The sequence below is a fragment of the Francisella adeliensis genome (assembly GCF_003290445.1).
Classification (GTDB): domain Bacteria; phylum Pseudomonadota; class Gammaproteobacteria; order Francisellales; family Francisellaceae; genus Francisella; species Francisella adeliensis.
Window position 1 is genome coordinate 351,992 of record NZ_CP021781.1, and the last position, 21,597, is coordinate 373,588.

The window sequence follows — 21,597 nt, forward strand, 5'->3', positions numbered from 1 at the left end:
AGCATGAAGTTTAAAGTGCCTAAAAATAAGTTATTGTCTCAGGTTGAGAGATCACCTGTGCGTAAAAATATAGCTAAATGGCAATGGTATTCTGTTGTAGCTGTAGTTGTAGCTCCACTTGTTTATATAGTATGGTTGATTTTTAGTGGTAGTTGGTTTATTGTCGCTCATGGAACAGTTGTTACAGAAAAATACCTTATTCGAGCGAATGAAGATAGTTTCGTGGAGCAAAACTTTATTCATGATGGTGAGATAATTAAAAAAGGCGGGCAAGTTTTTAAACTAAAATCTCCTCTCCTTGAGACTGAACTTAAAGAAATTAACGATCAAATTCATGAAATAGAAAGTATGCAGGAGAAGCTCTATAATAAAGATCTTAGCGCAATAAATCATATGTATAATACATCAAAAAAATATGTTGATATAAATAAAAAGTTTTATGAAGCTATGGTTGATCTACGTAAAGAAAAAGTAATAAACTTAGTTGATTTGCAAAAATCATCTCAGGTTTTGCATGATGCAGAAATGGAACTTGAAAAAGTAAAGGTCGATAAGCAAGAATATAGTCTTGATAAGGATAGTGAGTATGAAAAAGATATTAGGGATCTTGAGTTTAGAAAAGCTATTGTAGAAAAAAAATTAGATAGTTTAGATATAAAAATGAATATCAGAGCTGTTGTTAATAAGGCATATGTTTATAAAGGTGAGTTTGTTCAAAAAGGACAAGAGCTAGCTATGCTATCTTTATTTAGTAAACCTTATATTAGAGCTTATTTAGACTCTAAATATCTCTCTTATGTACATCGAGGGACTGCTGTTACGATTCGTTTTCAGGATGGTGTTGAATTTTCTGGTAAAGTTGATTCGCAACCTATTTTTGCCGAAGTAAATAGAGATAGTACTAGTATATTTGATGAAGTAGAATCTAAGGTCGTAATAATTGTCAAACCTACAGAAGAGATTCCTTCAGATTATAATATTAATAGTGTGCCTGTTGAAATTGACATAGATCGTTTGTAGATGGGAGTAATTATATGTCACAAGCTATAATTGATAGTTTTATTGCTTTAGATAACGCGATTATAGGAATATTAGTTATTGATAAGCATAAAAATATCAAAGTTGCTAATAGTACAGCTTGTGAAATTTTTGGTTATGAAAAGAGTGAACTACTTGATCATAATATAAAAATGTTAATGCCTGAAGATATTGCTAAAAACCATAATGATAATGTTGACAGATATATCACTTCTCGCAAGGCTAGGGTCCTTGGTCAGCCACTTCAGCTGCCAGGTGTCAAAAAAGATGGATCCCTTTTAAATCTACTAATTTCTATAAGTGAGATAGAGACAGATGAGCCTTGTTTTGTAGGCTTAATACAAGATTTAACTCAGCAAACTCGTGAGCAATCCAAATACAATGCTATAGATGCTACAAGCTATGCTTCTTGGGTATATAATGCTATGGAAGATAAATTTTATTGGAGTGTTGAGCACTTTGAATACTTTGGAGTTAAAGTAACAAAAGATAAAAGTATTTCATTGGATTATTGGATAGAGTTAATCCATCCAGAAGATCGGAGTAAGTTTAGAGAGGCTATAGAACAGATTATTTCAAAACAACAGTTACTTGATATTATTTTTAAACTTAATTGCAATTCTGAGATAAAAACAATCAGGATGTTTGCTAATTATTCAAATGACTATAAAGGTGAATTAAACTATATCGATGGTATCAGTGTAGATGTAACTGATAGAGTTAAGTTTTCACAGCTACAAAAAATAGTGAATATAGATCTCCTTACAGAGTGTAATAGTAGGTTTTATTTTGAAAAAGCATTAAATAATTCCATAGAAAACTTCTTACAGAAGGGAGAAGGTTTTGCACTAATACTTATTGATATTAAAAGGTTTAAAGATCTTAATGATTATTACGGGCATAGTGCTGGGGATCAAGTGCTTAAAAAAATTGCATCATTGCTAAAAAAAAGCTCTCGTATCAGAAGAGAAGATGTATTAGCTAGGCTTGATGGAGATGAATTTGCAATAATTTGTAATAATATACAGTCGCAAACAGAGCTTAAAGAAATTGCTGAGAGAATCTCGAGCATTATCAACACAACCATACAGGTAGATAGTGCAGAGATAAATGTGGCTACTCATATAGGTGTGGTTTCAAGCCAATATGACAATAAAAATCTACGTACTTATGCAGATTTTGCTATGAGTGCTGCTAAGAAAAGAAATTTGGATATTTGTTATTTTAATGAAAATATTAAAAATGAGTATTATGAAAATATAATACTTGATCATGCAGTTAAAGATATTATTGATAATGGAAATATAAGAGTTACATACCAATCTATTCATGATCTAAAGACATCTAAGGCTATAGGTTTTGAGGTTCTTGCTAGGTCTTCAACGAAAGCCTTTAGTGGTATTAATATTGGTAATTTAGTTGAGTTAATTGAGAGAAATGGTCTAGCAGATAGACTAAATAAGCTAGTAATTAATAAAATCTTCTTAGACTTAGAAAAAGTTGAGTTACCAAAAGATTTTAAAATCTCTATAAATATTTCTCCTAGTGTTATAAATCTTGCACGGCATCTTAAAGATTTGGTAGATATTGTTTCTCAAAAGAGAAAAAATCTATCAACTGACTGCGATATTGTTTTTGAGATTATAGAATCATCAATCATGTCATTTACAGAAAGAGAAATAACAGAAGCTCGAGAGATGTTTAAAAAGTCTAATATACTACTAGCTATTGATGATTTTGGTACTGGTTACTCATCATTTGGAAGATTAATGGACGGTGGCTTTGATATATTAAAGCTTGATAAGTCATTATTAGATAAACTGATGCAGGGAGTTGTTGGAAGCAAAAGTATCTTTGAATCAATAAATAGCATAGCTAAAGAAATGGATATGAAGTTGATAGTAGAAGGGGTTGAAACTAAAGAAGCCTTAGATTTGGTTGAAAGCTTGGGCTATAGGTATGTTCAAGGCTATATATTTTCTAAGCCAGAAGGTTTAGGAGCATTAGTCGATAAAGGGGTTTTAAAATATAAAACAAAATGAGTTTTTTAAGTTTTGTATCATCATTAGTTCAAAAATTTACAAAGCAAAATTGTTTGTTATGTCATCAAAGTTCAGATGAAGTGATTTGTAATTACTGTTTTGATGATATGGCGAGTAACCTGCATTTAACAAAAGAGCAAGTTGAGTTAGATGTGGAGTATGATTATTTCTATCTTTCTAGTTATTCGATAGAGATGAAGTTTTTATTGCAGAAACTCAAATTCAGTAAGGATTTACTTATTGTACCAATTTTTGAAAAGCTTTTTGATAAATGGTGGGGCAGCTTTGCAAATAAACATTTAGTTGATGTAGATGCTATAGCAGTAGTGCCAAGCCATCGCTTGCGTTATCTTTATAGAGGATTTAACCAAGCAGAAGTTATAGCACAAAGCATAGCTGATAAAATTAGTATAACGACGACATTTGAGCATTATAAACGCTCAAAGTATACCAAGCCACAATCAAAATCCTCAAAAGCACAAAGAGCAGAACAGATATCAGGAGTATTTGAGCTTACAAAGCCAATCACAGCGAAGCACCTTATAGTTTTTGATGATGTGCTAACTACAGGCTCAACCTTGAAAGAGTTTATAGCAACTATAAAAGAAGGTAGTAAGATTGAGAAAATCTCGGTGGTTACGCTAGTTAGAGTTGGATAAATAATTAAATAGTATTTGCAGTAAATCGTTGTTTAACTTTATCTCTGTCGAGTATTATGATGCTTTTTGCAGGGACACTTAACTTTTGATATTTCTTAGAGGTTTCAGCAAAATTCGCAATTACTGAGATATGATTTGAAAATTCTGTGCGTTGGAGTAGTTTGTCTTTGCTTAGATAATCAAAACTAGTCATTTGTTGCTGCACTAAGACTCTATGCCATTTAGACCAGATAGGCAGATACTTACTCAACAGAGGTTTTTGTTCAGACCATGCTTTTCTATCTAAATGCAATAGTGGTGGATAGTTGTAGAGAAAAGTTTTCAATATGTTATTTTTTATTTCAGATGGGAACTTAAAAGTCGCATACTCCCAGTGATCAGATGTAATTATACTATCATTATAAACTAGTTGAAAAAGGGGGACTTCAAAACTAGGATTATAATATATATAGCTTAAAAGTGGTTTTAATGGTGTTGGCTTGCCGTAACGATCTGGGATACCATCAGGAGACCAATACCCTCCCATATAATATTTTGAATTTTTATTTCGACGCATATCTTTATCCCATATTCCTTGAGAAACTAAGCCATGTCCAAATACAGCTACAGGAGCAACATAATCTTTGCCATCTTCCGTACCGACAACTAACTTATATTTATTCGCTGCCCATTGCATACGATCTAATCTATTTTGAGCATCTTGCATTTTACTCATAGGATGTTTGGCTGAAAAGTCATTATTAAGATCGCCAGCACCATCTGTATCAAAAAACCAAGAATTAAAAGGGGTTTTATCTTTGTTTATAGCATCATTTAAGCGTAAATGCACTTCAGGAGTTGCAAATGAAGAGTTTAAGCTATGACCTCTACCTAAGAAGCCAGTTTTGTATTCTCCATTTTGTTTGATTACAGCGGCTCTTGTGTATAAGGTTTTATCATTGAAGATGCCCGTTGACCAAGAACCTTTTCCTGGTTGTTGTAGCGAGTGGTAAGAATCATAAGGAGCGATTAAGTAACCATCATCAATAGCTTGTTTTATCACATTTGCATGATAAGTGCCATCTGAAATCTCATTTAACCCAAGCCAAGCATTTTTTAAGCCGATACTTTGTAAGTCATCTAACATTGCTAAAGAAACACCATTACCCCATAATTTAACTGGTTGAATATATTCAGCGTAAGCAGATTGAATGAGGTTTTTGTTTAATTGGATAATTTCAGCAGATGTTTGCTTTTCTTTAAGTAAAGAAGCTGCTATGGTATTTAATTTAGTAGAAGCAAATGCTTTTTTATTCCAGAGTTTTGGATCGGCAATTAGAGATTTAAAAGCATCATCAAGCTGTGCTTCTAAAGCTGGATATACCCATTTCTGTTTGGCAAAATTTTCTAAAATATTATTTGAGGATCTCTTAAGTAAAGTGTTGAAGTATTTTGTGGGATTATAAGTTTTACTCGCAAGTTGTTGCTTTATAAATTCATGAAGTTTACGCCAGTTTACATTTTTATTTCCAATTAATTCGTCACCCCATAGATAAATAAAGGGAGCGCCATATAGCTTGGTAACATTTGGAGCAATTTTAGCTTTTTCTGTTAAGGTTACAAATTTACCCTCAGCTATTTTATGTTCACGATATGTGTTAGCTATTACATTAGGATCATTTTTTAATAATTTAATTGTAAAACCAAATGATCTTTTTTCATTGAGAATATTAAATGTATGAGAGAAGCTTAAGCCTAATCTATTTTTTCCAGTAAACCAAAAATTATTGTCAAAGGGGTTGTTAATTTGGTAGTAAAGAACTGAATCTCCAAAACCTGCTGTTAGGAATTGCATTGATAGGTTTGCAAGGCCTGTTAATGAGTCTTTCTCATTTGTAGTTGAAGTTAGATAATTAATCCATTTTGGATCTGTGGTCGGAATGAATCGTCCTTCTAACATTGGAAGTAAGAAAGAGTTTGAGTTATTGATAATTGGGAATGTAATAGAGTTATTATCTGTTTTTTTTAGTTTTATAATGTTGGAGAAGCTAACATCAAGACTATTATTGTTTAGTTTGAAATCAACTTTGACATTATTGCGATCAAAGACTAATTCTTGTTTATTTTGAAGTTTTATGTCGAATTTTTCTTCAGTTTGAGCTACTGAGACCGGGAAGCTCTTAGAGTTTGATTTTAAATCAACCTTTAAAGTTGCTGGGTTGATCAAGAAACAAGAAGTTTTGTCACAAAGTTGAACTGGGTTAGCAATAGTCGTCCCAAAAGTAAGAAAGATTAATGGGAGTAAATATTTTAATTTCATAATTGCAGGATAGATTCGGTATTTGTATGAAGATTGTATCATGAGAAAATTTCATAAAGGCAATGCTCTATAGCAAATCTATCTTCATTCAGGTAGTTTGAGACTCATTTTGCCACCCAAGATATGAGCATGAATATGAAACACCATTTGGCCACCTTCTTTACCTGTGTTGAAAATAGTTTTAAAGCCTCTTAAGCCATTTTCTTTGGCTATTTTAGGAATTGCTAGCATCAGCTTACCCATCATTTCTTCATCGCCAGGTTCAAGCTCGTTTAAGCTAGCTATATGTTTTTTTGGAATAACCAAAATATGTACTTCAGCAGATGGATTTATATCATGAAATGCTAATACATTCTTATCTTCATAGACCTTTTTAGATGGTATTTCACCAGCAATAATTTTACAAAATATACAGTCAGACATTCTACTTTCCTTTTTTGAATATATAGTAAACTAATAATCCAAAGCCACTTACACTCAGGGCAGTGTGATTTTGCTCCATAAAGTTTTGCAAACTCATTAAAATATTTAAATTATCATAGATATCGTAAAAGGAGCCAAGTCCAAGTAATGTAACACCAAGTATTAAAGACCATTTTTTTGATTTTTTAGTTTCAACATTAGTGTGTTGGGTACTAGGTTCTTTTTTTAGGTTGTTTTGAGTTTGTTGCAATATATCAAATACCATCTGTGGTAATTCTGGCAGTTTGTCGCTTACTCTAGGCATATTTTCAAGCGTTCTTTTATAAAAGCCACTCCAGCCCATTTGTTCTTTCATCCATTTTTCTAGAATTGGGCGAGATGTATCCCAAATATTTAGCTCAGGACATAGGTTTTGACCTAAACCTTCTACGTGAAATAAGGTCTTCTGTAAAAGCGTAAGTTGTGGTTGAATATTCATCTTAAAGCGACGAGCAACATTAAAAAGTTGCATTAGAGTGTAGCCTAGAGATATTTCACTCATAGGTCGCTCAAATATTGGCTCACATACAGTTCTAATTGCTGACTCAAGTACATCAACACGAGTGTCAGCAGGCACCCAACCTGATTCAATGTGAAGTTCTGCAACTTTACGATAGTCACGATTGAAAAATGCTAGAAAATTACCTGCTAGGTAGCGTTGATCATCACGATTAAGTGTACCAACTATACCAAAGTCTATGGAAATATATTTCGGATCAGCTGGATTTGTGACATCAATAAACATATTGCCAGGGTGCATGTCAGCGTGAAAGAAGCAATCATTAAAAACTTGGCTATAGAATATTTGAACCCCTCGTTCTGCTAATAATCTGCGATCTACGCCAAGCTTATCAAGAGTGTCAATATCTGAAACGCTTACACCGCCGACTTTTTCCATCACCATTACAGAAGAGCTAGTATACTCCCAATGAATTTTAGGGATATAGTGAATAGGGTTACCTTCAAAGTTACGGCGAAGCTGAGATGCATTTGAAGCTTCACGAACAAGATCAAGTTCATCAAAGAAACTTTGGTTGATTTCACCTACAATTTCAACAGGCTTAAACCTTTTAATGCCATTGAAAAGGGCTAGCGTTTTAGCAACTATAAGCATTAATGAAGTATCAATTTTAAGAATTTTTTCGATATTTGGCCTTAAAACTTTTACCACAACTTCTTCTTCTGTGTGCAGCGTTGCACTATGGACTTGTGCTACTGATGCGGAAGCAAGAGGGATTTCATCAAATGATTTGAAAATTTCCTCAAGTGGTTTTCTTGTGGCATTTTGTATTTGTTTAATTGCAATTTTGCTATCAAAAGCAGGAACATTATCTTGTAACTTAGCAATTTCTTTGATTGCTTCAGGTGGTAGTATATCAGCACGAATAGATAGTGCTTGTCCAAATTTTATAAATATCGGACCGAGTTTTTCTAAAGCTTCTCTTAGTCGTACACCATGCTTGAGTCTACGCATTTTTAGAGAGTAGTAAAATGGGTTTAACAGTAGTATTAATCTTAAGCTTTTAATTTTAGTTGCTCGTACTGGTTCATTAAGTAGGCAGTACCTGTTAATGATATAAAAAATATAGATTAGTCTAAAGAATTTCTTAATCATTGAACTGGCCTTGTAGTAGTTGGTATTTTGCTTCTATCCTATCTACAGCTTGTTTTAGCTCCTTTATATCGCGATAGAAAATATCTATCTCATTTTGAGAGATTAAAATCTTTTTTTCTTCTGTAAGATAATCTTTTATATCAATAAGAGTTTCACCACGCGAGGTTTTTAGATATTCTTTAGCCTTTGTGAAAGGTTTTGCTACTATATTGGCAAACTCTGGGCTTGTCGCTTGAGATATTTTATAGATAATATCAATATCAATAGCCTCAAAAAATGTATAGAACTCTTTTAGATCTTTTAAACTACCTTCGTAATTTAGCTTATCAGTCATTATTAGTTCTTGAAGATTTTTATTAAATACAAGCTCAATAATAAAAGCTAGCTTCCCACTTAGTAAGTTCTTACTGGTTTGCGTGTTTGCTGTTAGAGTTTGATTTTTAACTTCAAGAGTGATTGTATAATCTAAATCTGAGATATGTACACTAAGAGGTTTACCGTTTAATGGTAGTAAAAGGGCTGGTACTTGAGGGTCTAGCTTTGGTAATAAAGTTAGAGCTTTATTGATAGTTTCAATCATACTTTAGTATTTATATCCTGTATGTAATGCTACTATTCCACCTGTTAGATTTTGGTATTCTGCATTGTCAAAACCAGCATCAAACATCATCTGCTTTAGAGTTTCTTGATCTGGATGCTTACGGATAGATTCAGCTAAGTATTTGTAACTTTCAGCATCTTGAGTGATGATTTTACCCATAAATGGTAAAGCTTTAAATGAGTATTCATCGTATATTTTAGAAAGCATTGGTACTATAGGCTTAGAGAACTCTAGCACTAGTAACCTACCACCTGGTTTTAATACTCTACATATCGAAGCTAGTGCTTTTGCCTTATCTGTAACATTTCTTAAGCCAAAAGAGATTGTTATGCAATCAAAATAGTTGTCAGGAAAAGGCAAGCTTTCCGCATTTGCTTGTACATATTCGATATTACCAACACAACCTCTATTAGTAAGTTTTTCTTTACCAACTTCTAGCATTGATGAGTTAATATCACTTAAAATAACCTTACCTTCATCACCAACTTGTTGACAAAACTTATAAGCTAAATCGCCAGTACCGCCAGCTAAATCTAGTACTCTATCGCCTTTACGCACACTAGCTTTAGAGATAGTTATTTTTTTCCAAATACGGTGAATACCAAATGACATTAAATCATTCATAATGTCATACTTTGCTGCTACAGAGTGAAATACTCCAGCTACTTTTTGTTGCTTTTGTTCCCAAGGTACTTCTGAGAAGCCAAAATCTGTTGTTTTATTTTCTTTAGACATTTAAACTAAAGCTTATGTAATAATTTGTTATGTCATTATAGCAGAATATCCTATGTTTGTATTGGCTAGATGGCGAAAATGAAAGGATGTAAGTTTATGTATATTTTATCTGGTGATATTGGTGGGACTAATACAAGATTAGAAGTATCAATTCTTGAGAATAAAAAGACTAAAAGTTTAGCTATAAGAAAGTATAAGGGTGCAAATTTTAATTGTTTAACAGATGTTATATCTACTTTTCTGAAAGAGATTGATCTAAAAGATAAGATTGATTCAGTTTGTCTTGCAGTTGCAGGTTTTGTTTCAAATGGTGAAGTAGAAGTTACTAATCTTCCTTGGCTTGTTTCAGAACAATACATTGCAGAAGGTCTCGGTATAGCTCGTGAGAAAGTTAAAGTGATAAATGACTTTGAAGCTATTGGCTATGGGATTGAAAGTTTAGATAGAAAAAAAGATATTTTTACTCTTCAAAAGGGTAAATATGATGAGGATAATTTGTGTGCTGTAGTTGGTGCCGGCACTGGCTTAGGAATGTGTTTGGTAAGCTATGATAAAAATCATAAGCCTAGAGTCTATAAATCTGAAGGAGGGCATGCTGATTTTTCACCGGTTGATGATGAGCAGGTAGAACTTTTTAAGTTTTTAAGAAAGACATTTCACCGTATATCTCCTGAGAGATTTTGTAGTGGTTATGGTATATATAATATCCATAAATATGTAGTTAAACACCCATTATATAGTCAGCCTGAATGTATGGGACTTAGAAGGGAACTTTTTAGTGTTTCAGATTCAGATAAAGCTGCTGTAATAGTTAAACATGCAGTCCAGCATCAAGAACCTTCAGCATTAAGAACTGTAGATATGTTTTTAAGTATTTATGGTTCTATAGCTGGAAATCTTGCTTTGACAAGCTTACCATTTAGAGGTCTTTATATCGCTGGAGGTATTGCACCAAGGTTGATTGAGCAAATAAAAGAAGGTAAGTTTCTAGATAAGTTTAGAGATAAGGGTAGGATGTCTAGTATGATGAAAGATTTCCCTGTTCATATAATTACAAATACCGATGTAGGTCTTATAGGAGCTAGAACTTACGCAGCTAATCTTGTGTAGAACTTTTATTTGAATAGTGTTTTATTATATTTTTAATGGAGACATAAGATAGATAGCACGCACCAGCTATAAGAATTGCAATATATACGCCTAAAAATACCGTAAATATTAATCCTAGAACTGCAATCTCAAGTGTACAAAATATAGCTAGTATTATTACTAAACATATACTTCCAAATGCTTTTTTATATGGGCATTTTTTTTGTTTTGGTGTTTCTATTTCTTGGTTCATAGTATGTTTTTTTAAGTTGTTAGAAATATTTTATTTGTAATTATAGCCTAAGCTACCTAATTCTTCATATGTTTTGATAAGTATACCGTTTGTAATATCAAAAAGGCAAAAGTCAGACCTAGTAATCCAAACATTTTAAAATTCATCCATGTGTTAGTTGAAAAAAACATTGCTATAAAAAGGTTAAGAGTACCCAAACAAACAAAGTAAGCTCCCCACATATTATTGATGATTTTCCATTTATGGTCGTAAAGCTCAACATAATCTTTAAGCAGTTTTTCCATAGGAGTTTCTTTCATAATATAAGTAGATATTATAAGTCCAAAACCCATAACCCAGTTTATGATGCTGACCTTCCACTTAACAAACTCTTCATTGTGGAAATATAAAGTAGCACCACCAAAGACTACCACTAATACGGCAACTAAAATTTGTGCTTTGGCAACTTTGCGATGCTTAGCGTATTCCCAAATTACTTGAGCAAGAGTTACGATTATTAGTGCTGCAGTAGCGTAGAAAATATCATAAACTTTATAGACTGTAAAAAACACGATAGCTGGAAGCAAATCGCTAATCATTTTATTCATAGCTTAGTTAAATCATTTAAGTAATGTATAATGTGCTAAAAGTATAACGCTTGTTATAGAGATTATGAAGAGATTAATTGAAATTTATAGTTATGGAAATAATGCAGCTGCTTTAAAAGAAGTTGTTGAAGTTCTTGATAAAAATGGTGTGATAGCTATCCCTACAGATTCTGGGTATGCACTAGCTTGTAAAATGAAGTCTAAAAAGGGTATAGATAAAATCATAAAGATACGCGACTTAGATAGCTCGCATAATTTCACTCTTATTTGTAAAGATTTGTCTGAAATTTCAGAGTATGCAAAAGTTGATAATAATGCGTATAGGTTTTTAAAACGCTATACACCTGGTGCTTTTACTTTTATACTAAATGCAACTAAAAAAGTATCATCACTGCTTGTAACAAAATCAAAAAATACTGTAGGTATAAGAGTTAGTGATCATTATATTGCTCAGGCAATAGCTGATGAGTTAGGTGAGCCTTTAGTAGTCAGTTCTTTTATCTTACCTGGTAATGACTTGGTGGTTACTGATTGTAGTGAGTTAGATGATGAAGTTACTAATCATATAGACTTAATAGTAGAGTCTGAGTATTGTGGCTATGAGTCCACAACTGTTGTAAATATGCTAGAGCTACCTTATGGGATAACAAGACAAGGTGCTGGTGAGATAGACGCATAGGTTTTGATATTTCTATGAATAGTTATAAAACCATCTCTAAGAATATTCAACTTGAAATCGAGCCAATTAAAAAGTCTCGCTTTATAGCATATTTGTTTAAAGTTGAGTCTGAGCAAGATGCTTTAAATCATATAAAAAATCTTAAAGCAGAGTTTTCTACAGCCAATCATCATTGTTGGGCGTATGCTTTAGCAGAGAATTGTCAATTTAGGTTTAGTGATGATGGTGAGCCAAGTGGTTCAGCAGGCAAGCCAATACTCTCCCATATCCAAGGACATCATTTAACAAATGTCTTAGTTGTTATCGTGAGATATTTTGGTGGTACTAAGTTAGGTGTTGGTGGTTTGATACGAGCTTATGGACAGGCTACAAAAAAGGTTATAGAGTCAGCGGAGATTATAGAGGTTCAACCATGTAGTAGTGTTTGTATAAAGTATGATTATACAGAGACAGCAAGTGTTGAGACTGTTATAAAGCATTTTGATGCTGAAATAGTGAGTCAAAGTTATGATATCTTCGTTACAATGACAGTTAAAATTAATACGATAGATAAATTTGAGTTTATTCAAGAAATTATCAATACAACTAAGGGTAATGCTAAGATTGAAGATATAAATCAGAAACTCTAGCTTATTGACACTTTTTTCTCGGTAACTTTAGTTAATAATTTAGCAACAATCAGTTATTATATACTTATCATTTTATGTAAGGATTAGGTTTTAAAAACCAATAAATGACACTCGAGTACGATAATTTTCTTTTTATAGCAATAGCATTTGCTTTTGTAATTTTGAATGGTTTCTTTGTTGTCGCTGAGTTTTCGATGGTTAAGTTGAGATACTCGCGAGTTGAAGTTCTTAAAAAGAAAAAAGGCTTGAGAGGTCGAATTCTTTATAAAGTTCATTCAAGTTTAGACACTTATCTGTCAGCTTGCCAACTTGGTATAACACTTGCATCTCTCGCATTAGGTTGGATTGGAGAGCCTGCATTTTCAGAAATCCTAGAACCAGTACTGTCTAGTCTTGGAGTTGAGTCTGTAAAGCTTACAAGACTTATAGCATTTGCTATTGGATTTTTGATTATATCATTTTTACATATAGTTATTGGTGAGTTAATGCCAAAATCTATGGCAATACGCCAAACAGAAAAATGGTCGCTAGTAACCTGTATTCCTTTATATGTATTTTACTGGGTTATGTTGCCCTTTATTTGGGTTCTAAATACTACAGCAAATGGTTTGTTAAAGCTTTTTAGATTAGATAAGCGTACAGATAAAGATTTTGAGTATACTGCAGAAGAAATTAAGCTTATTTTGAAAAGTAGTCATCTCAAAAAACCCTTAAGAGAAGAGCATAGAGATATTCTTTTAAGAATGGTTGAATTTTCAAAACTACAAGCAGTTGATGCAATGCAACCTGTTGAAAATATGGTTAGTCTTGGTTATGATACGGACAATAATGCTAAAATAAATATTATTAAAGAGCATCTCTTTACCAGATACCCTGTTTATAGAGGTGACCCTACAAATATTGTTGGGATTATTCATACTAAAGATATTTTGTCTAAACTTAACGAAGATTATCATCAAGAGGAAGTTTTAAGAGCTGTTTTAAAAGTTTCTCATCATGATCAGCTCATTGATGTACTTAGAAAGTTTCAGCAAGGTAAACCACATTTTGCATTAGTTTATAATAGTAATGATTTGGTTGGTTTTATCACACTTGATAATCTTTTGAGTATATTACTAGGTAGAATGTCAGATGAATTTAATTTAGTGAAAGAGCCTTGGATTGTTTTATCAAAAAATAAATTTCTAATAAAAACAAATGCACCTGTTTATGCTATTGAAAAACTAGCAGATGTTGATTTATCTGAATACGATGCGGATAATATTTTAGACTTATTGCCATTGTTGATAAATGAACCATTAAGAACAGGCGCTCACTATGAGCATGAAAAATTTTCATTGACGATAAATAAAGTGAAGAATAAAAAGGTTAAGGATATAGTCCTATATCTGAAGATTGGCTAGAGATTACTTTTAAAAATATTTTTTTTGAATCCATAGAGATACATTAACCAGAGAAATAAGTACAGGCACTTCAACTAATGGCCCAATCACTCCGACAAATGCTTGCATAGAACCAATACCAAATACAGCAATAGAGACAGCAATCGCTAACTCAAAGTTATTTGATGCAGCTGTAAAGCTTAAGGCTACAGATTGCTCATAAGATGCTTTAAATCTGTATGATAACCAAAATGATATAAAGAACATTAACACAAAATATATAGCTAGAGGAATTGCTATCTTAACTACTTGAAGTGGCAGTTCGATAATCTCATTACCTTTAGTAGCGAACATTAAAAGTATTGTGAAAAGTAATGCGATTAATGTTAATGGAGATATTCTAGGTATGAAAACTTCATTATACCATTGCTCAGATTTTTTATTTATGAGTATAAATCTTGTTAAGGCACCTGCTAAGAATGGTATGCCAAGATATATAGCTACATTTTTAGCTATATCACTCATGCTAATGTTGACTACTTGCGATTCTAGTCCAAGCATTTTAGGTATAATTGTAACGAATATATAAGCGTATGCAGCATATAGTAAAATTTGAAATATAGAGTTGAATGCTACAAGGGCAGCACAGTATTCATTATCACCGTTTGCTAGCTCATTCCAAACAATCACCATAGCAATACATCTAGCTAACCCAATCATGATAAGCCCAGTCATCACAGCAGGCTCGTTATGGAAGAAAATAATAGCAAGGATAAACATAAGCACAGGGCCAATTAACCAGTTTTGTACTAGTGATATGCCTAGGATTTTCTTATTTTCAAAAATTTTTGGTAGGCTTGAGTATTTTACTTTTGCTAGAGGTGGATACATCATGACTATTAACCCAAGCCCAATTAACCAGTTTCCTGAACCAGTACTAAATTGATTTATAAAATCTTGTGTTTGTGGTAGAAAATATCCTAATCCAACACCACAGCCCATCGCTATAAATATCCATAAAGTTAGATATCTATCTAGAAAACTTAGTTTTTGCATGATTGACTCCTGATTTTGCTTGTTTGCTTTATATAATTATCATTTTTTATTTCATTAAAAACCTTGTTTAGTATTTGTTTGTGTGAGGTGTTTATATCTTCAGAAAGTTTATAGAAAACCCACTTACCATCTTTTCTTGAGCTAAGTAAATTTTCTTTTGACAAATTTTTTAGTTGTATGGATAAAGCTCCCTGAGTTAATGGGATTAGTTGCATCAAATCACATACGCATAACTCTTTCTTACTAAGAAAATATAAGATGCTGAGTCGATTTTTATCAGCTAGTATTTTTAAGAATGAAATGGTGTTTTGCATTAATTTATATATTTAAATTTGTAAATATGAATATTGTAGATTACATATATGTATTTGTAAATATGTTTTTTGTTGAAATTACTAACTAATGGTACGCATTAAACATATTTTGGGAGCTATTACCTACACATTAGAAGCTTAAATTAGGCACGAACTACCTTGCGATATTTATATGAATTTATATTGGAATTGGTATAAATTGCGTTGAAGAGCGAGGCGATAAGGTGTAGTAGCTTCAAATCATTTGTTTAAGGGTTTATCTCCTTATTATCCCAATCAAAGCACTTGCCTGTATCTTTTGGTTTTAAACCTTCAATCACCTCTATAAGTTTACTAGCAGAATAGGCTGCTGTAAAAAGCTTGCCATTAGGTACATTAGCTTGGAATGGCTTAGATAATCTGCTATCCACTGTACCAGGGTGTAGAGTGATTATGATAGCATTTTTATTGCTTCTCGCTAGTTCGATACTTGCTGTTTTTATGAACATATTCAACGCCGCCTTAGACATTCTATAAGCATACCAGCCACCAAGTCTATTGTCTGAGGTGCTGCCTACACGAGCAGATATACTAGCAAATACTGATTTTGACGTTTTATTTAACTTAGGGGTGAAATGTTTAGCTACCAATGCTGGAAATATTGTATTTGCTGCAAAGATTTGTTCAAAATTTGCTGTTGAGATTTGTCTCAGAGATTTCTCAGGGGAAACTGTTTCTGTATGGAGTATGCCTGTGGCAACAAAGACTAAATCTAGGTTTTTATCAAAATTACTTGCTAAAGCTTCGATATTTTTTTCATCTGAATAATTAGCTTGTAAATAATTGATATTAGCAAGCTTTGAAGCGGGTGGTTTTTGAGATATGCCGTAGATATTAGCATTAGGGTAAGTTTTAGAAAGATTTGTTAATACAGCATTTCCAATTGCACCTGTTATACCAAATATTACAATATTTTGCATAAATTCCCTAATAGCTCAGTTTTTCTTTGACTTTACCCTTAAATACAAAGTATGCATAACCTGTGTAAAGTAGTAGTAAAGGTATCATTATAATTGCTGGGATTAGCGTAAATAGTAGGGTAGTTTGACTAGCTTGAGCTTCCATGTAAGTTAAGTGATAAGGTATTACATAAGGGAACATTAACGTAAGCATACTTAGGTAAGTAAGTATAAAAACTGTAACAGCTAGCCAATATGGTAAAGCATGAATCTTAGAGTCTATGATTTTCCATAGTATAAAAAAGCTGATTATTGTAAGTACAAAAAATTCACCTAATATAAACATTTTGTAAATATTATCTAATGGTAATGTGATATATAGAGGAGTCATAAGGCCAATAACTAACATTAGTATAGCTAGTATTCTGCAAGATTTTCTAGCATACAGTTTAGCTTTTTCAAAAAGTGCTCCTTCTGTTTTTAGGATAAGCCTAGTAGCTCCAAGTAAAGCATAACCTGCTATAAGTGTGATACCTGTTAAAACCTGAAAAATTAAGCCATAAGTGACAGAGTCTTTTGGATAGCCAACTATAAGACCACCAACGATAAAGCCCTCTAAAAATGTAGCTGTAATTGATGATATAAAAAATAGCTTATCCCAGTTTTTGATACCTTCATCTGAAGCTTTAAGCCTAAATTCAAAACATATACCTCTAAACAGCAACATTACTACAAGTAGCACCGCAGACATATAAATCTTTGGAAATATAAAAGCAAATGCTATTGGGAACATGCCATAGAAACAAGCTAATGATAGTACTAGCCAAGTTTGGTTACCATCCCAGGTAGGTAAAAGTACACTTGTTGCAATATCTCTTTGGTTTGAATTGAAAAATGGGAAGAGTATGCCAACTCCAAGAGCAAAACCATCTAGTATTACATATAAAAGCAAACCAAAAGCTATTATACCGAGCCAAATTAATCCTAAGTCCATAATTTACTCCTTATCTTTGCTTGTTTTTTCAACAGACTGGAAATATGAGTACGGCATCCTTTCTTCCCCATTCGTTCCTGGACCTGCTTTAATAAGTTTTACTAAGTATTTGAAGTAAAAATATCCAAATATAATAAAGTAAACAACAAATATTGAACCTAAAGATAAAGCTACTTGCCATGCACTAATATCACTAACTGAGTATTGAGTTTTAACAAGATTGTAAACTACCCATGGCTGTCTACCAAATTCAGCCGTAAACCATCCTGTGATAATAGCAACAAAACCTAAAGGCGTTGCAAGCCTACATAACCATAAGAACCATTTTTGCCCATATATTCGTTGTTTTGCTAGAAGTAATGAGCCAACAACACCTATAAATACCATCAGCAATCCAATTCCAACCATAATTCTAAAACTATAGAATACTACAGCAACTAAAGGTCTATCTTCTTTTGCTACAGATTTTAATCCCAGCATTTCACCGTTTAGTTCATGGGTGTTTACTAAAGATGCAAGTTTCGGTATCTCAATTGCGAAGAGGTTTTTCTCTTGGTTTTCACTTGGGTAGGCAAATAGTACTAATGGTGCACCTTTTTGAGTATCCCATACACCTTCCATTGCTGCAGTTTTAAGTGGTTGATGTTTGTGTACTTCTATACCGACCTCATCACCGACAAAAAGCTGAGCAAAACTTAGGAATAGCATTGTCAATAAACTAAATTTGATACAAGTTTTTGCAAATAAATGAAACTTATCTATAAGCATGTAGTAACAACTAACACCAAGTATAACCATTAAAGTGCTTAGATATGAAGCGATAAGCATGTGAATAAATCTAGGTATTACAGATGGATTAAATATCACATGATACCAACTATAAACTTCAAACTGACCGTTTACAAAATTCACACCATCAGGAGTTTGCATCCATGAGTTTGCTGATAGTATCCAAAATGCAGATAGTGTTACACCAACAAAAATAACAAAGTTTGCTGAGAAGTGAATGTATTTATTGATTCTGCCCCAGCCGAATATCATAATCCCCAAAGCGCCAGCCTCTATAAAGAAAGCAGTAAGCACCTCATAAGTAAATAATGAACCTAATACAGGCCCAACAGTTTTGGCAAATCCAGCCCAGTTTGCACCAAGCTGGAATTCCATCACAATACCTGAAACTACGCCCATCCCGAAGGTTAGTGCAAAAACTTTAGTCCAGAATTTAACTATGAGTAAGTATTTCTCTTTTTTTGTGATTAGCCAGAGTGCTTCAAAAATCATCAAAAAAGTTGAGAGTCCGATACTAAATGCCGGAAATAGAATATGAAAACTCACTGTAAATGCGAACTGTATTCTTGATAAAATTTCCACCCAATCCATGTGATTATCCTTCCATGTTTGTTAGCTAGACATATTCTCTTATAATGAGAGCCTTATTGCAACTTTCTCACAGTAATATTAACGCATTGTAATATTTAAAATATTTATATAGCTTATAATTAAGTAATAAGAAGTATTTGTTCTTAAATTAAAAAGGGGTATGTTATGAAGATACTAATTGCAGGTGGTTCAGGATTTGTTGGTGCAAACTTAGCTAAAGCACTTTCTGAAAAGTATAGTTTAACTCTACTTTCGCGCACAAAGCAGAACATAAAAGGCTATCAAAACACTATAGTTTGGCAGGATTTAAATGAGTATAATATTTCAAACTTTGATATTGTGATAAATCTTTGTGGCTATAGTATAGGGGAGAAACGCTGGAATGATAAAGTAAAAGATAAAATTATCTCTAGTAGAATTGAACCAACCCAAAAACTTATCGAACTTATTGGAGATAAGGATATTTGGCTTATAAATGCTAGTGCGATAGGTTTTTATGGTTTCTCTACAAAGCCTCAAAATGAGGATGAATATTTTGATAACACTACGGAACAAGGCTTTAGTCAAAGTATTGTAAATCAGTGGGAAGCAACAGTGAAATCATCTAAATTACAGAAATATTCTATACTAAGGTTTGGTGTGGTTATCGGTGATGGCGGAGTGCTAGATAAAATGACAATGACAGCTAAGCTAGGCGTGCTAAGTAAGTTTGGTAACGGCGAGCAGCTTATGAGCTGGATCAGCATACACGACTTGGTAAAAGCTTTTGAGTTCGTTATAGAAAATAATCACTCTAAATATCAAACTTTCAATCTCACAGCACCAAATGCTACTTCTAATAGTGATATGATCAAAGTTATAAAACAACTTACTAAAGCTAAACTTGTAATGCCGATGCCTGAGATTATGATAAAACTAATGTTTGGTCAGATGGGCGAAGAGCTTTTACTTTCTAGTCAAAACATCAAACCTAAGAGGTTGCTAGGAAATGGCTTTAGATTTGATGATGATAATATTGAAAAAGCTCTAGAAAGATATTTGTAATATTTTAAATATACTCAACTGATTAGAAAAATTATATACAACCAGTTATTATTGAATCTGTACATCGTCAGTTTAGAACTCTTACAAAACTAGAGATGATTCTCTAACGATAATAGTCTACTATTCATTTTAAGGAGAGGTTGAAAGATGATTTAGATTAATAATATGTGATCAATAAATCATGACACAGAGTTTTATTATACTCCTGCTACTTTAGATTATCTTGTAGGTTTTCATCTTCGTCTACTATATTATTATGCTCAACAGGTATTCTAACAGTTACAGTTATACCTTTGTCTGGGTTGTTTTTAACTACTATATGTCCATGATGTAGTCGGACAATCTCTGTGACAATAGCAAGCCCAAGACCACTACCTTCTTCTCCTGTTCCAGTTTCACGATAAAATCTATCAAAGATTCGATTAATATTTTCTGGAGGCACACCAATTCCGTTATCTTTGACTTCGACAACTATTTCATTGTTTTCAAGATGAGAATAAACCTCAACAAGACCACCATTTTCAGTATATTTTATTGCGTTTGAAATCAGGTTTTTAAAGAGAATTCCAAGCAGGTAGTCATTGCTATAGCAGTAAATATCATGCTCACTAGGGTGGAAAGATATTTCTATGTCTTTTTCTATAGCTTTTATGGCATTTTCAGCAATAAGTATCTCAAGTACTTTATTTATCATTAGCTTTTTGGCAAATGTGATTTGTTCATTTGGCTGAATTCTAGTCAAAGTTAAAAGCTGGTCAATAATGTGAGAATATCTATTTGTTGAGCTTTTAATTCTATTTAATCTGACTTTTATTTCATCGATATCATCAGAACCTAACGCTATCTCGACAAGAGTCTTTACACCGGCAATCGGTGTTTTAAGCTCATGTGCAGCATCTCCCGAAAACCTCTTTTCTCGTTCAAGAGTTTGGTGGAACTTGCTTATCAAAGAGTTAATTTGCTCAACAAGAGGCTTAATTTCATAGGGGACAATGTCATCATCTAACTTTTCATTTTTACGTGGGTTTATACGTCCAACTCTACGGTTTATACGTCCAACTCTACGGTTTATACGCTCAAGTGGATGAAGAGCTGTTCTTAGTATGTAATATATAAAAGCAATTAGTATTATATAAGTGGATGCAAGAAGCACTGCAAATTTGAGAATTATTTGTCGAGAAATTTTATCTTTTACTGCATTATTAGCAAAGACTGTGATGAAATTACCATTATCTGTTTTTAAGCTGTATGTATACCAGTGTTTTTGGTTGCCATCGCTATCAGTATAAACCCATTCAAACCCAGTTGTTGAAGTAATTCCATCATAATTTTTTCTAAATACAGGGAGATTAGATGTTTTAAGAATTAACTTTCTCTGTTTACGGTTATACACAATAAAGCCTACACTTTGATTGTAGTTTTTAATATTTAGGAATGATGTCGAAATTTTATCAATCATCATATGTTTAGCATCTTCATGCTCCTCTAAAGGATAGACTTTTAAAATAGTTTCAATAACTTGAGCAGCAGTTTTTAGCTGATAATCAAATAAGGCATCGTTTTGATGCTTTATTTGATAAAAACTAAAAATTGATATTACTAACATAAAAACAGCAAAGAAACTTGCAAATGAAACTACTAGAAAGCTCAGTATTGATCCTTCTTTTTTCTTTTTTATAGCCATGTTTTTTATATTTTAGATATTTGTATGTTTGTATTATAGATAATTTTAAAATTTATTATTAGTTTTATAGTTGTTATAATCAATTTAAATTAGCTGAAATAATAAAAATTGAGACAC

21 protein-coding genes are annotated in these 21,597 nt (G+C 32.6%); 8 read left to right on the plus strand and 13 right to left on the minus strand.

What is annotated here, in order from left to right:
• The first annotated feature begins 3 nt into the window (after nt 1–3).
• The 3 genes from CDH04_RS01770 to CDH04_RS01780 are packed head-to-tail and all read left to right on the plus strand — an operon-like array spanning nt 4 to nt 3,739.
• Complete coding sequence (locus CDH04_RS01770) at nt 4–1,020, plus strand: HlyD family secretion protein (protein ID WP_112869397.1); 1,017 nt, start codon at nt 4–6, stop codon at nt 1,018–1,020.
• Nucleotides 1,021–1,034: 14 nt separating this feature from the next.
• On the plus strand, nt 1,035–3,080 hold the full coding sequence (locus CDH04_RS01775; RefSeq protein WP_112869398.1) for an EAL domain-containing protein: 2,046 nt from the start codon (nt 1,035–1,037) through the stop codon (nt 3,078–3,080).
• Complete coding sequence (locus CDH04_RS01780; protein WP_112869399.1) at nt 3,077–3,739, plus strand: ComF family protein; 663 nt, start codon at nt 3,077–3,079, stop codon at nt 3,737–3,739. Before CDH04_RS01775 ends, CDH04_RS01780 begins: the two co-directional genes overlap by 4 nt.
• Before the next feature lie 4 nt (nt 3,740–3,743).
• Here CDH04_RS01780 and CDH04_RS01785 read toward each other — a convergent pair whose 3' ends face one another.
• The 5 genes from CDH04_RS01785 to ubiE are packed head-to-tail and all read right to left on the minus strand — an operon-like array spanning nt 3,744 to nt 9,451.
• Nucleotides 3,744–6,080 (minus strand): glycoside hydrolase, encoded by a 2,337-nt coding sequence (locus CDH04_RS01785; RefSeq protein ID WP_234393384.1) that lies wholly within the window; start codon nt 6,078–6,080, stop codon nt 3,744–3,746.
• A 42-nt stretch (nt 6,081–6,122) separates the two neighbouring features.
• On the minus strand, nt 6,123–6,461 hold the full coding sequence (locus CDH04_RS01790) for a histidine triad nucleotide-binding protein (RefSeq protein WP_112869401.1): 339 nt from the start codon (nt 6,459–6,461) through the stop codon (nt 6,123–6,125).
• Nucleotide 6,462: 1 nt separating this feature from the next.
• Entirely contained in the window at nt 6,463–8,115 is a 1,653-nt protein-coding gene (ubiB, locus tag CDH04_RS01795; RefSeq protein WP_112869402.1) for a ubiquinone biosynthesis regulatory protein kinase UbiB, read from the minus strand.
• Nucleotides 8,108–8,695, minus strand: a complete 588-nt coding sequence (locus CDH04_RS01800) for a ubiquinone biosynthesis accessory factor UbiJ (RefSeq protein ID WP_112869403.1) — start codon at nt 8,693–8,695, stop codon at nt 8,108–8,110. The genes ubiB and CDH04_RS01800 overlap by 8 nt, the downstream gene beginning before the upstream one ends.
• A 3-nt stretch (nt 8,696–8,698) precedes the next feature.
• Nucleotides 8,699–9,451: a bifunctional demethylmenaquinone methyltransferase/2-methoxy-6-polyprenyl-1,4-benzoquinol methylase UbiE gene (gene ubiE, locus CDH04_RS01805; RefSeq protein WP_112869404.1), complete on the minus strand. Its 753-nt coding sequence runs from the start codon at nt 9,449–9,451 to the stop codon at nt 8,699–8,701.
• A 96-nt stretch (nt 9,452–9,547) separates the two neighbouring features.
• On the opposite strand from ubiE, the gene glk reads away from it, so the two are divergent.
• Complete coding sequence (gene glk / locus CDH04_RS01810; protein WP_112869405.1) at nt 9,548–10,561, plus strand: glucokinase; 1,014 nt, start codon at nt 9,548–9,550, stop codon at nt 10,559–10,561.
• Here glk and CDH04_RS01815 read toward each other — a convergent pair.
• Both CDH04_RS01815 and CDH04_RS01820 read right to left on the minus strand, forming a co-directional pair.
• Entirely contained in the window at nt 10,548–10,793 is a 246-nt protein-coding gene (locus CDH04_RS01815) for a hypothetical protein (protein ID WP_112869406.1), read from the minus strand. The genes glk and CDH04_RS01815 overlap by 14 nt on opposite strands.
• Before the next feature lie 56 nt (nt 10,794–10,849).
• Entirely contained in the window at nt 10,850–11,380 is a 531-nt protein-coding gene (locus CDH04_RS01820) for a septation protein A (RefSeq protein WP_112869407.1), read from the minus strand.
• A 64-nt stretch (nt 11,381–11,444) separates the two neighbouring features.
• Between CDH04_RS01820 and CDH04_RS01825 the strand changes: the two genes are divergently transcribed.
• The 3 genes from CDH04_RS01825 (at nt 11,445) to CDH04_RS01835 (ending at nt 14,091) form a co-directional block, all read left to right on the plus strand.
• Nucleotides 11,445–12,059 carry an L-threonylcarbamoyladenylate synthase gene (locus CDH04_RS01825; RefSeq protein WP_112869408.1) on the plus strand — a complete coding sequence of 205 codons (615 nt, stop codon included), beginning with the start codon at nt 11,445–11,447 and terminating at the stop codon, nt 12,057–12,059.
• 14 nt (nt 12,060–12,073) lie between these two features.
• Nucleotides 12,074–12,688 (plus strand): YigZ family protein, encoded by a 615-nt coding sequence (locus CDH04_RS01830; protein WP_112869409.1) that lies wholly within the window; start codon nt 12,074–12,076, stop codon nt 12,686–12,688.
• Between the two features lie 104 nt (nt 12,689–12,792).
• Nucleotides 12,793–14,091, plus strand: coding sequence for a hemolysin family protein (locus tag CDH04_RS01835; RefSeq protein WP_112869410.1), 1,299 nt, complete (start codon nt 12,793–12,795; stop codon nt 14,089–14,091).
• A gap of 9 nt (nt 14,092–14,100) precedes the next feature.
• Here CDH04_RS01835 and arsB read toward each other — a convergent pair whose 3' ends face one another.
• From arsB to CDH04_RS01860, 5 genes are all read right to left on the minus strand, one after another.
• Nucleotides 14,101–15,126 (minus strand): ACR3 family arsenite efflux transporter, encoded by a 1,026-nt coding sequence (arsB, locus tag CDH04_RS01840; protein ID WP_112869411.1) that lies wholly within the window; start codon nt 15,124–15,126, stop codon nt 14,101–14,103.
• Nucleotides 15,114–15,440 carry an ArsR/SmtB family transcription factor gene (locus tag CDH04_RS01845; protein WP_112869412.1) on the minus strand — a complete coding sequence of 109 codons (327 nt, stop codon included), beginning with the start codon at nt 15,438–15,440 and terminating at the stop codon, nt 15,114–15,116. Before CDH04_RS01845 ends, arsB begins: the two co-directional genes overlap by 13 nt.
• A 248-nt stretch (nt 15,441–15,688) precedes the next feature.
• Nucleotides 15,689–16,399 (minus strand): SDR family NAD(P)-dependent oxidoreductase, encoded by a 711-nt coding sequence (locus tag CDH04_RS01850; RefSeq protein WP_112869413.1) that lies wholly within the window; start codon nt 16,397–16,399, stop codon nt 15,689–15,691.
• Between the two features lie 7 nt (nt 16,400–16,406).
• Nucleotides 16,407–17,372 (minus strand): cytochrome d ubiquinol oxidase subunit II, encoded by a 966-nt coding sequence (locus CDH04_RS01855; protein WP_112869414.1) that lies wholly within the window; start codon nt 17,370–17,372, stop codon nt 16,407–16,409.
• Nucleotides 17,373–17,375: 3 nt separating this feature from the next.
• Entirely contained in the window at nt 17,376–18,752 is a 1,377-nt protein-coding gene (locus CDH04_RS01860; protein ID WP_112869415.1) for a cytochrome ubiquinol oxidase subunit I, read from the minus strand.
• A gap of 165 nt (nt 18,753–18,917) precedes the next feature.
• On the opposite strand from CDH04_RS01860, the gene CDH04_RS01865 reads away from it, so the two are divergent.
• The gene (locus CDH04_RS01865; protein ID WP_112869416.1) at nt 18,918–19,796 is read left to right on the plus strand and encodes a TIGR01777 family oxidoreductase; all 879 of its coding nucleotides are present in this window, start codon (nt 18,918–18,920) and stop codon (nt 19,794–19,796) included.
• A 208-nt stretch (nt 19,797–20,004) separates the two neighbouring features.
• On the opposite strand, the gene CDH04_RS01870 is transcribed toward CDH04_RS01865, so the two are convergent.
• Nucleotides 20,005–21,480: a sensor histidine kinase gene (locus CDH04_RS01870; protein WP_112869417.1), complete on the minus strand. Its 1,476-nt coding sequence runs from the start codon at nt 21,478–21,480 to the stop codon at nt 20,005–20,007.
• Nucleotides 21,481–21,597: the final 117 nt, after the last annotated feature.

Bases quoted from the DNA above. Each gene is read 5' to 3' on its own strand.
- CDH04_RS01770 (WP_112869397.1), top strand. From the start codon at position 4: ATGAAGTTTAAAGTGCCTAAAAATAAGTTATTGTCTCAGGTTGAGAGA.
- CDH04_RS01775 (WP_112869398.1), top strand. From the start codon at position 1,035: ATGTCACAAGCTATAATTGATAGTTTTATTGCTTTAGATAACGCGATT.
- CDH04_RS01780 (WP_112869399.1), top strand. From the start codon at position 3,077: ATGAGTTTTTTAAGTTTTGTATCATCATTAGTTCAAAAATTTACAAAG.
- CDH04_RS01785 (WP_234393384.1), bottom strand. From the start codon at position 6,080: ATGATACAATCTTCATACAAATACCGAATCTATCCTGCAATTATGAAA.
- CDH04_RS01790 (WP_112869401.1), bottom strand. From the start codon at position 6,461: ATGTCTGACTGTATATTTTGTAAAATTATTGCTGGTGAAATACCATCT.
- ubiB (WP_112869402.1), bottom strand. From the start codon at position 8,115: ATGATTAAGAAATTCTTTAGACTAATCTATATTTTTTATATCATTAAC.
- CDH04_RS01800 (WP_112869403.1), bottom strand. From the start codon at position 8,695: ATGATTGAAACTATCAATAAAGCTCTAACTTTATTACCAAAGCTAGAC.
- ubiE (WP_112869404.1), bottom strand. From the start codon at position 9,451: ATGTCTAAAGAAAATAAAACAACAGATTTTGGCTTCTCAGAAGTACCT.
- glk (WP_112869405.1), top strand. From the start codon at position 9,548: ATGTATATTTTATCTGGTGATATTGGTGGGACTAATACAAGATTAGAA.
- CDH04_RS01815 (WP_112869406.1), bottom strand. From the start codon at position 10,793: ATGAACCAAGAAATAGAAACACCAAAACAAAAAAAATGCCCATATAAA.
- CDH04_RS01820 (WP_112869407.1), bottom strand. From the start codon at position 11,380: ATGAATAAAATGATTAGCGATTTGCTTCCAGCTATCGTGTTTTTTACA.
- CDH04_RS01825 (WP_112869408.1), top strand. From the start codon at position 11,445: ATGAAGAGATTAATTGAAATTTATAGTTATGGAAATAATGCAGCTGCT.
- CDH04_RS01830 (WP_112869409.1), top strand. From the start codon at position 12,074: ATGAATAGTTATAAAACCATCTCTAAGAATATTCAACTTGAAATCGAG.
- CDH04_RS01835 (WP_112869410.1), top strand. From the start codon at position 12,793: ATGACACTCGAGTACGATAATTTTCTTTTTATAGCAATAGCATTTGCT.
- arsB (WP_112869411.1), bottom strand. From the start codon at position 15,126: ATGCAAAAACTAAGTTTTCTAGATAGATATCTAACTTTATGGATATTT.
- CDH04_RS01845 (WP_112869412.1), bottom strand. From the start codon at position 15,440: ATGCAAAACACCATTTCATTCTTAAAAATACTAGCTGATAAAAATCGA.
- CDH04_RS01850 (WP_112869413.1), bottom strand. From the start codon at position 16,399: ATGCAAAATATTGTAATATTTGGTATAACAGGTGCAATTGGAAATGCT.
- CDH04_RS01855 (WP_112869414.1), bottom strand. From the start codon at position 17,372: ATGGACTTAGGATTAATTTGGCTCGGTATAATAGCTTTTGGTTTGCTT.
- CDH04_RS01860 (WP_112869415.1), bottom strand. From the start codon at position 18,752: ATGGATTGGGTGGAAATTTTATCAAGAATACAGTTCGCATTTACAGTG.
- CDH04_RS01865 (WP_112869416.1), top strand. From the start codon at position 18,918: ATGAAGATACTAATTGCAGGTGGTTCAGGATTTGTTGGTGCAAACTTA.
- CDH04_RS01870 (WP_112869417.1), bottom strand. From the start codon at position 21,480: ATGGCTATAAAAAAGAAAAAAGAAGGATCAATACTGAGCTTTCTAGTA.